Genomic DNA, 13,911 nt, shown 5'->3' on the forward strand with positions numbered 1-13,911 from the left:
GTTAGAGAATTAATTTTGGCGCAGTAGGAAAGAGAGGGAACGAAATGAGAGAAGCGGTAATCGTTGCAGGTGCTCGTACTCCGGTCGGCAAAGCAAAAAAAGGCACATTAGCAAATGTAAGACCGGATGATTTAGGTGCCCTTGTCGTTCAAGAAACGTTAAAGCGTGCAGGGAATTATGAAGGCAATATCGATGATTTAATTATTGGCTGTGCGATGCCTGAAGCAGAGCAAGGGTTAAATATGGCCCGTAATATTGGGGCATTGGCTGGTCTGCCATACACGGTTCCAGCTATTACAATTAATCGTTATTGTTCTTCAGGGTTAAATGCCATTGCCTATGCTGCTGAAAAAATTATGATCGGCCATGCAGATACAATCATTGCAGGTGGAGCTGAATCAATGAGCCTTGTACCAATGATGGGGCATGTGACTCGTCCAAATGCGAAGCTGGCTGAAACAGCTCCGGAATATTATATGGGAATGGGGCATACAGCAGAGGAAGTTGCAAAAAAGTATGGAATCTCACGTGAGGATCAAGATGCTTTTGCTGTAAGAAGCCATCAAAAAGCGGCTAAAGCGATTGCAGAGGGAAAGTTTGCCGATGAAATTGTGCCGGTAGATGTAACTTTGAGATCTGTTGGCAAAGATTATAAATTGGTGGAAAAGACCATTCAATTTAGCCAGGATGAAGGGGTTCGTGCGAACTCAACTGTAGAAGCACTTGCAAAGCTCCGTCCGGCATTTTCAGTGACGGGTTCAGTAACAGCAGGAAATTCTTCACAAACAAGTGATGGAGCTGCAGCTGTTATGGTCATGGATCGTGAAAAGGCAGAGTCGACAGGCTTGAAGCCAATGGCAAAGTTCAGATCCTTTGCTGTTGGTGGTGTGCCACCTGAAGTAATGGGAATTGGACCGATTGTTGCCATTCCAAAAGCGCTTAAGCTTGCAGGATTGGAGCTTTCTGATATTGGCTTATTTGAGTTAAATGAAGCGTTTGCCTCACAATCGATCCAGATTATTCGTGAGCTTGGTCTTGATGAAGAAAAGGTTAATGTAAACGGTGGAGCGATTGCACTTGGCCACCCGCTGGGATGTACAGGCGCAAAACTTACTTTATCCCTAATTCATGAGATGAAGCGCCAGAATCAGCAATTTGGAGTAGTTACGATGTGTATCGGCGGCGGAATGGGTGCTGCTGGGGTATTTGAATTACTTTAAATATTTATAAATAAATACTCTTTTTTAAAAGATAACAGCTTTTGACCCAGATGTGTGAATTGACACTTTTGGAAAAAAAGTTTGGTTGACTGGAGCGGAAGGTGCGAGACTCCTGCGGGAAGTGTGGGACAGGTGAGACCCCACAGGAGCGTGAGCGACGAGGAGGCTCACCGCCCACCCCGCGGAAAGCGAGCATCCTGGAGCAGAAGTCAACCTTTAACCAACTATGTTTTAATTTGCAACATTGTTTGTGAAACGGCCTAAAAACGGGAGCCATTCGCGGTTCCTCTTATAACAGAATGGAGGAAGAAAAAATGACTAACAATACAGATAATATTATTAAAGGCGGAAGCTTTTTAATTGAAGATGTAACGTATGAGCAAGTGTTTACTCCAGAGGATTATACTGATGAACATAAAATGATTGCGAAAACAACAGAAGACTATGTTGTAAACGAAGTTTTGCCGCAAGTTCCATATTTAGAAAAGCATGAATTTGAACGTTCGGTAAAATTATTGCAGCAGGCTGGGGAACTTGGACTATTAGGTGTGGATGTCCCAGAAGAATATGGCGGTCTTGGCTTAGATAAAGTGAGTTCAGCATTAATCGCTGAAAAAATGTCTATTGCTGGCGGATTCTCGATTACACATGGCGCACATGTTGGTATCGGCTCTTTACCAATTGTCCTTTTCGGAAATGAAGAACAAAAGCAAAAATATCTTCCTGCTTTAGCGACAGGTGAAAAAATTGCTGCTTATGCATTAACTGAGCCTAGCTCTGGATCCGATGCGTTAGGGGCAAAAACAGTAGCAAAATTAAATGCAGCTGGAACGCATTATGTATTAAATGGCGAAAAGCAATGGATTACAAACGCAGGCTTTGCTGATGTATTCGTTGTTTATGCAAAAATTGATGGTGATAAATTCTCTGCTTTCATTGTTGAAAAGGAATTCCCTGGCGTTTCAACTGGTGCTGAAGAGGAGAAAATGGGAATCAAGAGTTCATCCACTCGAACATTAATTCTTCAAGATGCAGAAGTTCCGGTTGAGAACTTGCTTGGGGAAATCGGCCGCGGACATATCATTGCTTTTAACATTTTAAATATTGGCCGTTACAAATTAGGAGTTGGTGCACTTGGTGCTTCAAAACGTGCATTGGAAATTACCATTCCATATACAAATCAGCGTCAACAATTTAAAACACCAATCTCTTCTTTTAACTTAACAAAAGAGAAGCTATCTACAATGGCTTCAAAAACATATGCAGCAGAAAGTGCCATCTATCGTACAGTTGGTTTGTTCGAGGATCGTATGAGTAAGCTTTCTGATGAAGAAGCAAAAACGGGTAAAGCAGTAGCCCAATCAATTGCTGAATATGCGATTGAATGTTCTTTAGGTAAATTCTTTAATACGGAAGTCCTTGATTATGTTGTTGACGAAGGTGTTCAATTGCATGGCGGCTACGGCTTCATGGAAGAATATGAAATCGCACGTGCTTACCGTGATTCCCGTATTAACCGTATTTTCGAAGGAACAAATGAAATTAACCGCTTATTAGTACCTGGCACATTCATGCGTAAAGCATTTAAAGGTGAGCTTCCATTATTCGAAAAAGCAATGGCGCTGCAGGAAGAGCTTATGATGATGATGCCAGAAGAGCCTGGTGATGCTCCATTAGCTCAAGAAAAATATTTAGTGAGGAATGCGAAGAAAATTGGCTTGCTTGCTGCAGGCTTAGCTGCTCAAAAATACGGCAAAGCATTAGACCAAGAGCAAGAGGTATTAGTGAATATTGCCGACATCGTTTCTAATGCATATGCAATGGAATCAGCTGTTCTTCGTACGGAAAAAGCAATTGAAAAAGAAGGGGTGGAAAAGAGCAAACAAAAGCTTCTTTATACACAAATCTTCTGTCAAGAAGCATTCAACAAAATTGAACAAGATGCGAAGGAAACACTTGTTGCTGTTGAATCTGGCGATACACTGCGTATGATGCTTTCATCTTTACGTAAATTTACTCGCCATACACCAATTAACGTAATTGCGAAGAAGCGTGAAGCATCAGAAAAACTAATTGATGCAGAGAAATTTGTTCTATAATTATTTTATAAAAATGCGGCTCCCTTCATTAATGGAGGGAGCTTTTGAATGCGGTATTAATAAAATGCTAGATAAAATTGATTAGCAGCTAGATAAATACAAAAGAATGCCCGATAAAATGGAATAGATGCTAGATAAACTCAAAAAGTTACTCGATAGAATTAACATCCTGCATTTTTTCCTAAAAATCTTCGTGTAAATAGAAGGATAAAAGAGAATTTTGTCGAATTATCATCTGGAGTCATCCGTTATGAAATATACTATAATTATGATAGTATTTATTTAAAGACAGTTCCTTTATTTTTAAAATGGGACATGATAATCTAGGTGGTGGGACAGTGAGTCTAACTTTTTATTGGTACCCGAAATGCGGGACATGCCGAAAAGCTAAGAAATGGCTCGATGACCATAATTTAGCTTATGAAGCAATACATATTGCAGATAATCCGCCTTCTGCTGACTCCTTAAGAAACTTGTATGAAAAAAGCGGCTTAGAAATTAAGAAGTTCTTTAATACAAGCGGTCAGAAGTACCGTGAGCTCGGCTTAAAAGATCAAGTTAAATCATCAACAGATGATGAGCTGCTTAATCTTTTGGCATCCGACGGAATGCTTATTAAACGTCCGATTTTAACGGATGGGAATAAAGTGACGGTTGGCTTTAAGGAAGAGGATTATGAAAAAACATGGCTTGCGTAAGATTGCCATGATGGAAAAGAGATCGATACTACGATCATAGTTTGAAATAAAAAAATGGAGGGATTTGGAATGAACACACCAAAGGAATTACGTTATTCAGAAGAGCATGAGTGGGTAAAAACAGAAGGTGAGCAGGTTCGTATTGGGATTACTGACTTTGCTCAATCTGAGCTTGGAGACATCGTTTTCGTTGAGCTTCCAGAGGTAGGAGACATCGTTTCTGCAGACGAGCCATTTGGAAGTGTAGAATCAGTTAAAACGGTATCTGAGCTTTATGCACCAATCAGCGGAAAAGTTGTTGCTATTAACGAGGATTTAAGCGACAGCCCTGAATTTGTTAATGAATCTCCATACGAGAAAGCATGGATGATTGTAGTTGAACCATCTGATGCAGGTGAAATTGATAACTTAATGACTGCAGAACAATACGAAGAAATGGTTAAAGAAGACTAATAAAATGGGAGGTGCTGCATATGCGGTACCTCCCTTTATTTGGTTTTTTTATTTCTTTAGAAAGGGAAACACTATAACCAATAGAACGAGAGAGGATGGTTATTGTGGTATTAAAGAATAATAAAATTGATATTACAGATCGTGTGGTTGGAAAGTTGAAGGATGGAGAAATTGAACTATATTTAGAAAATGAAAGAATAGGGAGTATTCGTCTGCCTCAAGAGCCTGCCATTCAGATGGACCATCATTTTGAAACAGATAGGCAAAAGATTTACCAGCATGTAACAACGACAGAAAGTCCGCAAGCATGTTATACAGATTGCGACGAGGGTGGCTGGTGTTAGTATGAACAGCGGGAACGTTTCCGCTGTTTATTTATTTTATTTAGCTGAGATGAATGGATATAATGGATGAATAAGAGTAAGCCTATTTACTATAGTATTTTTACTTAGCAGGAGTTGAACACCATTATCTCGAATATTGAATATGGTATGATAAAGTTACACATATCAATTGGATTTTGCTTTCTAACATATTAGGCTTATCCCAAAACTCCAACTCAGGTTCAGGTGATGAATATGAATGAAACATTTCCAGAGAAGGTTATTATTGTAGAGGGTACTTCGGATAAAAGAAAGGTGAAAGCAATCGTAAGTGAGCCTGTCGAGATTATTTGTACAAATGGAACCATCAGCCTGACTAAGCTTGATGAGTTAATTGAAATGCTGCTTGATAAGGATGTATTTATTTTGGTTGATGCAGATGATGCAGGTGAAAAGCTTCGGAAACAATTTAAAAGAGAATTTCCGGAAGCTGAGCATCTGTATATTGACCGGATGTATCGGGAAGTAGCAACCGCACCTGAGCACCATTTAGCAACTGTGTTATTGGGTGCCAATATTGATGTAAATATGGAGTTTTTAGATAGAGGATGATTTGTTTTGCAGGAATGGTCACGGAAAATGATAAGTGAGGCATTAGCAGGAGATCAGGTAAGCTTGATTTACTTATACACTCCATTATGTGGAACCTGCCAGGTGGCAGGGAAAATGATGACGGTAATAAAGGAGCTTTTGCCAAATCTCCCAATTGGAAAAACGGATTTAAATTATATGCCAGATGTAGCCGAAAAGTGGGAGATCGAAAGCGTTCCATGCTTGCTTATTTTTAAAAATGGAATGCTTGAAGAAAAAGTGTATGCTTTTCAGTCGGTTCCATATTTATTAAACAAAATAAAGAGCTTGATCTAAAAGAGTTAGGTGGCAAACACCTAACTCTTTTTTTTATTTTCGAAATTCTCGAACTAATATATTTACAAAACCTTCCTTGAGGGATTATTATATTTAGGGATGCGAAATATTGGTGGAGCAGGTGTGAAAATGGCGTTTTATCAAGAATGGGCCAGCCAAATTAAAGGGTATAATCGCAATATTCGGCTAGCGTTTATGGCAAATATCTTTACGCAAATCGGCTTTGGCATCTTTATGGTTATTTATAATTTCTATATCAGGGAATTAGGCTATAATGAGCAAATTAACGGGCAAGTGATATCGATGACCGCGCTTGCGACAGCTATCGCACTCGTACCGGCAGGTGTCTTCAGTGATCGAATTGGAAGAAGAAAAGCGATGCTATATGGGGCTGCAGCAACCGGACTTGTCTTACTATCTAGAAGTGTAATCGAAGCTCAATCCTTATTAGTACTAGCTGCTTTTGCAACTGGCTTGGCGACTGCTTTCTTTCAGGTTTCGGGGATTCCTTGGCTAGCAGAAAATTCAAAGCCTGAACAAAGGGTTCATTTATTTAGTATTCATTTTGCTGTCATGACAGGGGCAAATGTCATTGGAAACTTAGGCGGCGGCATATTAACTGATTTATTTTCCATAATGACAACAGAATTAAATAGTATTCGTTTTACCCTGCTGATTGGAAGCATTATCTTCCTAATAGGCATTATTCCAGTTACAAAATTTAATGAACAACGTGATCCGAGAAAGAACAGAAGGGACAAGAAAACCGTTTCAGTAAAACCCATTTTTAATAAAAATGAGCATGTAAAAATTATCTTTCTATTTGCATTCGCGCAGCTGTTAATTGGTGTCGGTGCCGGATTAGTCATTCCATATTTAAATTTATATTTTGCTGATCGTTTTTCAGCTTCTAATTCAGCAATCGGCTTGATCATTTCAATGGGCCAAGCGGCAACGGCAATTGCAATGATTATTGGACCAATGGTTGTTAGGAAGTTTGGTGAAGTGAAGGCGGTTGTTATCCTTCAACTATCCTCCTTGCCGTTTCTGCTAATGACAGCATATACGGAAAGTCTTTGGCTGGCAGCAATCGGCTTTTTATTCCGGCAAGCCCTTATGAATGCTGGAAATCCAATTCAAATGTCACTAATGATGTCGAAGGTTGGAGATTCGATGAAGGGGTTGGCAAATTCGGTTAACCAGATGGTTTTTAATTTAGGATGGGCCATCATGGGACCTGTATCCACGGGGATTGTCATAAAATACGGTGCATACTGGGGGTATGCAGTCGTATTTACTATTACTGCCTCTTTATACTTGGTAGGATCTGTGTACTTCTTTATCGTCTTTCGAAACTATAATAAGACAAACTCAGCTGTTAAAGTGGCAAAAACGGTCTGAAAAATAAATTAAATGACATATTTCTCAGGAAATGTTCCATAGTTAATGTCGAACGAATCATGCAGGAATCTTTAGTGAATGGAAGAAATAGTATTGTAAGACAAATGGATGAAAAGCCTGCTGTCTATCCGTTTAACCTGGGGTGAGGGCATGAAGGAAGTGACTGCTGCATTTATTCATGAGGTAAAAACAAAAGGGCATTTAGCTGTGTTTTTAAAGGGTGTTACGTTCACTTTATGTATTCGGACAAAGGATAAAATCCTATGTATTCGATTTCAGAATGGGGATGTGAAAATTTGCACTCCTGAACCTACTGATACTTATGATGTACTTATTACTGGCACGGAGGAGAGGATTTGCTCGATCTTAATGGGAAATGAAAAATTAAGAAGTGCAATACGAGCGAAAAATATACTTGTAGATTCTACTTTCAGAAGACTCCTCTTTCTAGAATCATTATTTCTTCTTTCAAAGCAGCGTGTAAGTTAAGTTATAAATAAATTCAAAATTCCACTTGACCTTTAAATTATCAATATGTTATTATTGGAATTAATTAACTGACTGAAAAAACTGAATATTCTTATCAAGAGAGGCGGAGGGACTGGCCCGACGAAGCCCGGCAACCGGTAATTTACACGGTGCTAATTCCAGCAGAGCATGATTGCTCTGGAAGATAAGAAGAGATGATATCAACCCTCTTCTTGTGAAGAGGGTTTTTTTCAGCTCTTCTTTTAAATGGGGTTGTTGTCTTTTAAGTCAGTGATTCTATTGTGATTGCATATCAGAGGATAATGCCTGACCTTCATGCACATAAAAAAGGAGAGATGAAAAATGAGTGGAAAACAAAGAAACTATCGTTTGGAAACAATTGGTGTACATGGCGGGTTACAGCCTGATCCTGTAACAGGTGCAAGGGCTGTACCAATCTATCAAAACAATGCTTACCAATTTAAAAATACTGAGCATGCAGCAAATCTTTTTGGGTTAAAGGAATCCGGATATATTTATACGAGGATTCATAATCCAACAGTAACCGTATTTGAAGAGAGAGTTGCTTTGTTAGAAGGCGGTGTAGGTGCACTAGCCGTTTCAAGTGGGATGGCGGCAATTACGTTAGCAATTCTTAACCTTGCTCAGGCAGGCGATGAGATTGTTGCAGCATCTAACCTGTATGGAGGAACCTACAATCTCTTTGCTGTAACTCTTCCAAAATACGGAATACATGTAAAGCTAGTCGATCCAGAAAATCCAGAAAACTTCAGAGAAGCGATAACAGAAAAAACGAAAGCGGTTTTCGCAGAAACGATCGGCAACCCAAGTCTAAAAGTGCTTGATATTGAAAAAGTAGCTGAGATTGCTCATGAGAATGGGATTCCTCTTCTAATTGACAATACATTTGCCACTCCATATCTTTGCAGACCAATTGAACATGGAGCAGATATTGTCATTCACTCCGCTACAAAATGGCTGTTAGGTAATGGGACGACATTGGGAGGAATTATTGTAGATGGCGGTAAATTCGATTGGAATTCACCAAAATTCCCTGGATTTACAGAACCGGATTCCAGTTATCATGATCTTGTTTATAGCGAGGCACTTGGACCGGTTGCGTACATTACAAAAGCTAGGGTTCAGCTGCTGAGGGATTTAGGACCTGCATTGAGTCCGCAGAATGCATTCCAATTTACACTTGGATTAGAAACGCTGCATGTGCGAATGAAAGAGCATATAGCAAATACGAAAAGAATCATAGAATATTTAGAGGCACATCCTGCTATTAATTGGATTCTATATCCTGGAAGTGAAAATCACCCTGATAAACCGTTAGCAGATAAGTATCTGCCTAAAGGTGCTGGCTCTGTTGTGGTCTTTGGTATATCCGGAGGAAGAAAAGCTGGAGCGAGTTTAATAAATAATTTGGAGCTATGGGCTCATGTAGCAAATGTAGGAGATGCTAAGAGTTTGATCATTCATCCAGCCAGCACGACACATCAGCAATTAGATGAACAAGGGTTAAAAGCTGCAGGTGTACCAGAGGATTTAATTCGTATTTCGGTTGGAATTGAAAATGCAGAGGATTTAATTGATGACTTAGAGCAAGCCATTGAGTCTGCAACAGGGATTACATCGTTAACTTCTAAGGCATAAGCTTTGACATATCTTAGTTTTTTGAAAGTTGGATAAAAATACTATCTTTTAAAAATACTAAATTATAATTTAAATCGTTGACACCCTCAATAAATCCGTGATACGATAATTTTCGTAAATGTAATCACTACTAATTTAAAGTGTTAATTGAATATAGATGTTACGCTCTTATCAAGAGAGGTGGAGGGAAGTGCCCTTTGAAGCCCGGCAACCGTCATGAAAATGAAATGGTGCCAATTCACACAAAGCAAAGCTTGCTTTGGGAGATGAGAGAAAGGACAATAATTATTTTATGCCTTTCTGCTCATTGTCAGAAAGGCATTTTTCTTTTCCAAAAGAAAAATACTAGAATGAGCGCATATATATTAAGGCTTTTAAAAGTGATAAGCAAAATTGGATTTAAAGAGGGTGTGCAGCATGACGATGATTTCAATCAAAAAGGTACAAAAAATATACCCTTCCCAAAAAGGTCAGGTAAAAGCTGTAGATAATGTTAATCTTGAGATTAACGAGGGAGAGATCTTCGGTGTCATTGGCTATAGCGGAGCAGGAAAAAGCACGTTAATCCGAATGTTAAATGGTCTTGAACTGCCGACCGAGGGAACAGTGGTTGTCGCAAATAATGAAGTATCTAAAATTAAGGGTAGCAAGCTAAGAAGGGCACGGCAAGAAATCAGCATGATCTTTCAGCATTTCAATCTGCTATGGTCAAGGACAGTCAGACAGAACATTTCGTTTCCGCTTGAAATCGCAGGTGTGTCAAAGAGGGAAAGAGCGAAACGTGTCGACGAATTAATTAAGCTTGTTGGTCTCGAAGGAAGAGAGGATGCGTATCCCTCACAATTAAGCGGAGGACAAAAACAAAGAGTCGGAATTGCAAGAGCACTTGCGAATAATCCGAAAGTACTTTTATGCGATGAAGCTACCTCCGCGCTAGACCCGCAAACAACAGATGCCATACTTGATTTACTCGTAGATATTAATAGGCGTCTTGGGTTAACGATAGTCCTAATTACACACGAAATGCATGTTATCCGTAAAATCTGTCATAGAGTTGCGGTAATGGAAGACGGAAAAGTAGTTGAAATGGGGCCGGTACTGGATGTGTTTAAAAACCCGCAAGAAGAAATTACAAAGCGTTTTGTTCAACAGGTGACGGAACCGGAGGAAACAAAAGAGACGATTGATCATTTACTTGATCTATATCCACACGGACGTGTCGTACAGCTTGGATTTGTTGGAGAGTCAGCAGAACAGCCACTTATTACCAATCTTATTCGAAATTTTCAGGTGACAGTTAATATTCTTCAAGGGAAAATATCGCAAACACAAAGCGGCTCATATGGGACTTTATTCATTCATATCGATGGGGAAAAAGAGGAATTAGCTAGAGCGATCGAATATATCCATTCCCAGCATGTTGGAGTGGAGGTGATTACGAATGCTTAATGAATGGTTTCCAAATGTAAAATGGGAGACGATGTGGGAGGCCACAAAAGAGACTCTTTACATGACAAGCATTTCAGTATTAGCCACATTTATTATAGGTGCTTTATTAGGCTTACTGCTCTTCTTAACATCTAAAGGTAATATATGGGAAAACGCTGTGATTAATAAAGTTATAGCAGCATTTGTTAATATTTTCAGATCGATTCCTTTCATTATATTAATCGTTTTATTAATTCCATTTACCACATTTTTAGTAGGTACAATGATTGGAGAAGATGCAGCCCTGCCGGCATTAATTATTGGTGCAGCTCCCTTTTATGCTCGAATGGTTGAAATCGGTTTGAGAGAAATTGATAAAGGTGTAATTGAAGCAGCTAAATCAATGGGGGCAAAAACAAGCACGATTATCTGGAAAGTTCTTTTGCCAGAATCAATGCCAGCTCTCGTATCAGGGATTACCGTAACGGCGATTGCCTTAGTGGGCTATACGGCAATGGCTGGTGCGATTGGTGCAGGAGGACTAGGTAATCTTGCCTATCTCGAAGGATTCCAAAGAACTAGACCCGATGTTACGTTAGTAGCAACAATCATCATTCTTATAATTGTATTTATCATCCAATTTATTGGTGACTTTATAACATCTAAATTAGATAAACGATAAGGAGAGGTCAAAAATGAAGAAATGGTTACCATTTGTTTTCGCACTAGCAGTTGCTTTATTCCTTACTGCATGCGGAACATCAGAAGAAAAAGGCAGTGAAAATGGTGGAGCAAGTGAAGGAAATAAAAGTGAAGAAACATCTAAACTAACTGTAGGTGCGTCTAACATTCCTCATGCTGAGATTCTTGAGGAAGCGAAGCCAATTCTGAAAGAAAAAGGAATTGAATTGGAAATTGTTACTTTCCAAGATTATATCCTTCCTAACAAAGCGTTAGAGACAAAGGAATTGGATGCTAATTACTTCCAACATATTCCATATTTAGAGCTTCAAATCGAAGAGAATGGATATGACTTTGTTAATGCAGGTGGAATTCATATTGAACCGATGGCTGTATATTCTAAGAAATATAAGTCTATTGCTGACCTGCCTGAAGGAGCACATATTATTCTAAGTAACTCAGTCGCTGAGCATGGTCGAATTCTATCAATCCTTGAAAAAGAAGGCTTAATTAAACTTAAGGATGGCGTAGAGAAATCGAAAGCAACACTTGAAGACGTAGTTGAGAATCCAAAAAATGTAGAATTTGATGCAAATTACGAACCAAAGCTGCTTACGCAAATTTTCAATAATAATGAGGGTGACGTTGTAGTCATCAACTCAAACTATGCAATTGATGTAGGACTTAACCCAGTTGAAGATTCAATTGCAATTGAAGCAAATGAATCTCCGTATGCAAACATTATTACTGTACGCAATGGAGATGAAACGAAGGAATCAATCAAAACACTTGTAGAAGTTTTACATTCAAAAGAAATCCAAGATTTCATCGTTGAAAAATATAAAGGTGCAGTGATCCCTGTATCTGAATAAACGAATAGAAGAAAGCAGGCATTTCTAATGCCTGCTTTTTAATATTTAAAGAATTTTGCACCATTTGTAAGCATGATATAAATGAAAGCGTTTTAAAGGTAATAATTCAATTTTCTGCATTTAATTTCAGCTAATTTCGTCATTGTCTTACATCCAGTGGAGATGTTAAAATTTGAACGTAAATTAAATCGCACAGACGAAAGGATTGGTTTTTATTAACCAGCTACAGTTGAATTACACAAGCGATATGGAAAAGGCAATGCACGGAGCCCATGGTGTAGGGTATGAAACATACAGCAGGAAGCATGAGGTTCGAATGAAGGTCGAAAAAAGACGCCAGGAAGAACATATTAAATGTCAGCAAATGATTGCTAATTTAGAAAAGAAGGTTCATTCCTAAAGCTGCACTATATAATAATGAAGGAAAAGGGAATTCAGTATATATATATTGCTGATTCCTTTTTTTATTTGTTCAGCTTCTCGTCACCACGAAGCAAGCTGTTTCTGCTTTTCTTTTTGCATGAAAGCTCTTATGGTATTATTATACTGAATATTCATGTATTCTTAATAGGTGGACAAGTTATAAAGGATGATTCTCAATTAAATTAATTTTATTACATGAAAAAATGTACTATGGTTAGAATAAATAGGTAAATGATTAGGATTGTATTTTCGGCAAAAGATAGGAAAGACACAAGGTTTAAAGCACTTTATTATTTTTGTATAAAAATGCTGTGAATGGGCTGAAAGAGTTGCTAACAGATTTCATTTGTTATAAGATTGGAATGAGAATAAAATGAGAATAGAAGGTTGCGGCATGGCCGTAATATAAATCTTCTTTTATTGATGGAGGTATAGTAATGGCAGGTTCTAAATTAACAATTAAAGATCTTCATGTTTCTATTGAAGACAAAGAAATATTAAAAGGTGTTAATCTTGAAATTAAGGGCGGAGAAATCCATGCGATCATGGGACCGAATGGAACAGGGAAGTCAACCCTTTCATCAGCTATCATGGGCCATCCTAAATATGAAGTAACAAGCGGAAGTGTTACTTTAGATGGGGAAGATGTATTGGAAATGGAAGTTGACGAGCGTGCACGTGCTGGTCTATTTCTTGCTATGCAATACCCAAGTGAAATTACTGGTGTAACAAATGCGGATTTCTTGCGTTCAGCAATTAATAGCCGCCTTGAAGAAGGAAATGAAATTTCATTAATGAAATTTATCCGTAAGATGGATAGCAAAATGGATTTCCTTGAGATGGATCAAGATATGGCTCAACGCTATTTGAATGAAGGATTCTCAGGCGGGGAGAAGAAGCGTAATGAGATTCTTCAGCTTATGATGATCGAACCAAAGATTGCTATTCTAGATGAAATTGATTCAGGTCTTGATATTGACGCATTAAAGGTTGTTTCAAAAGGAATTAACGAAATGCGTGGAGAAGAGTTTGGCTGCTTAATTATCACTCACTATCAACGTTTATTAAACTACATTACTCCTGACCATGTACACGTAATGATGCAAGGACGCATTGTGAAGTCTGGCGGTCCTGAACTAGCACAGCGCCTAGAGTCAGAAGGATATGACTGGATTAAGAAAGAGCTCGGTATTGAAGACGAAACAGTTGGCCAAGAAGCGTAATTTGTTAGGAGGATC

General features: G+C 38.6%; 15 protein-coding genes and 2 riboswitches. All 15 genes read left to right on the forward strand.

Translation table 11 applies throughout. The features are described from left to right. The first annotated feature begins 44 nt into the window (after window positions 1–44). The 15 genes from FI644_RS13465 (at window position 45) to sufC (ending at window position 13,896) form a co-directional block, all read left to right on the forward strand. The gene (locus FI644_RS13465; protein ID WP_056686156.1) at window positions 45–1,220 is read left to right on the forward strand and encodes an acetyl-CoA C-acetyltransferase; all 1,176 of its coding nucleotides are present in this window, start codon (window positions 45–47) and stop codon (window positions 1,218–1,220) included. Window positions 1,221–1,534: 314 nt separating this feature from the next. After that, complete coding sequence (locus FI644_RS13470) at window positions 1,535–3,319, forward strand: acyl-CoA dehydrogenase FadE (protein ID WP_053477756.1); 1,785 nt, start codon at window positions 1,535–1,537, stop codon at window positions 3,317–3,319. A 338-nt stretch (window positions 3,320–3,657) separates the two neighbouring features. Next, window positions 3,658–4,017: an arsenate reductase family protein gene (locus FI644_RS13475; RefSeq protein WP_053477757.1), complete on the forward strand. Its 360-nt coding sequence runs from the start codon at window positions 3,658–3,660 to the stop codon at window positions 4,015–4,017. A gap of 69 nt (window positions 4,018–4,086) precedes the next feature. Continuing rightward, a complete protein-coding gene (gcvH, locus tag FI644_RS13480; protein WP_053477758.1) occupies window positions 4,087–4,470 on the forward strand; it encodes a glycine cleavage system protein GcvH in 384 nt (127 codons plus the stop codon). Between the two features lie 95 nt (window positions 4,471–4,565). After that, window positions 4,566–4,814 carry a YusG family protein gene (locus FI644_RS13485; RefSeq protein WP_142108505.1) on the forward strand — a complete coding sequence of 83 codons (249 nt, stop codon included), beginning with the start codon at window positions 4,566–4,568 and terminating at the stop codon, window positions 4,812–4,814. Between the two features lie 234 nt (window positions 4,815–5,048). After that, a complete protein-coding gene (locus FI644_RS13490) occupies window positions 5,049–5,405 on the forward strand; it encodes a toprim domain-containing protein (protein WP_075209220.1) in 357 nt (118 codons plus the stop codon). Window positions 5,406–5,411: 6 nt separating this feature from the next. After that, window positions 5,412–5,720 carry a thioredoxin family protein gene (locus FI644_RS13495; protein ID WP_053477761.1) on the forward strand — a complete coding sequence of 103 codons (309 nt, stop codon included), beginning with the start codon at window positions 5,412–5,414 and terminating at the stop codon, window positions 5,718–5,720. A gap of 129 nt (window positions 5,721–5,849) precedes the next feature. Continuing rightward, the gene (locus FI644_RS13500; RefSeq protein ID WP_053477848.1) at window positions 5,850–7,121 is read left to right on the forward strand and encodes an MFS transporter; all 1,272 of its coding nucleotides are present in this window, start codon (window positions 5,850–5,852) and stop codon (window positions 7,119–7,121) included. Between the two features lie 150 nt (window positions 7,122–7,271). After that, window positions 7,272–7,610 (forward strand): hypothetical protein, encoded by a 339-nt coding sequence (locus tag FI644_RS13505; RefSeq protein WP_053477762.1) that lies wholly within the window; start codon window positions 7,272–7,274, stop codon window positions 7,608–7,610. Between the two features lie 88 nt (window positions 7,611–7,698). After that, window positions 7,699–7,801, forward strand: a riboswitch (SAM riboswitch). A gap of 151 nt (window positions 7,802–7,952) precedes the next feature. Then, window positions 7,953–9,269, forward strand: coding sequence for an O-acetylhomoserine aminocarboxypropyltransferase/cysteine synthase family protein (locus FI644_RS13510; RefSeq protein WP_056686150.1), 1,317 nt, complete (start codon window positions 7,953–7,955; stop codon window positions 9,267–9,269). 165 nt (window positions 9,270–9,434) lie between these two features. Then, window positions 9,435–9,542, forward strand: a riboswitch (SAM riboswitch). A gap of 150 nt (window positions 9,543–9,692) precedes the next feature. Continuing rightward, complete coding sequence (locus FI644_RS13515) at window positions 9,693–10,718, forward strand: methionine ABC transporter ATP-binding protein (protein ID WP_142109032.1); 1,026 nt, start codon at window positions 9,693–9,695, stop codon at window positions 10,716–10,718. Beyond that, on the forward strand, window positions 10,711–11,379 hold the full coding sequence (locus FI644_RS13520) for a methionine ABC transporter permease (protein WP_142108506.1): 669 nt from the start codon (window positions 10,711–10,713) through the stop codon (window positions 11,377–11,379). Before FI644_RS13515 ends, FI644_RS13520 begins: the two co-directional genes overlap by 8 nt. A 13-nt stretch (window positions 11,380–11,392) precedes the next feature. Further along, entirely contained in the window at window positions 11,393–12,250 is an 858-nt protein-coding gene (locus FI644_RS13525) for a MetQ/NlpA family ABC transporter substrate-binding protein (protein WP_142108507.1), read from the forward strand. A gap of 205 nt (window positions 12,251–12,455) precedes the next feature. After that, window positions 12,456–12,650, forward strand: a complete 195-nt coding sequence (locus tag FI644_RS13530; RefSeq protein ID WP_053477766.1) for a YuzK family famiily protein — start codon at window positions 12,456–12,458, stop codon at window positions 12,648–12,650. A gap of 460 nt (window positions 12,651–13,110) precedes the next feature. Continuing rightward, entirely contained in the window at window positions 13,111–13,896 is a 786-nt protein-coding gene (sufC, locus tag FI644_RS13535) for a Fe-S cluster assembly ATPase SufC (RefSeq protein WP_053477768.1), read from the forward strand. The last annotated feature ends 15 nt before the right edge of the window (window positions 13,897–13,911 follow it).

This window comes from Cytobacillus solani (assembly GCF_006704205.1).
In the GTDB taxonomy this organism is placed as follows: Bacteria; Bacillota; Bacilli; order Bacillales; family Cytobacillaceae; genus Cytobacillus; species Cytobacillus solani.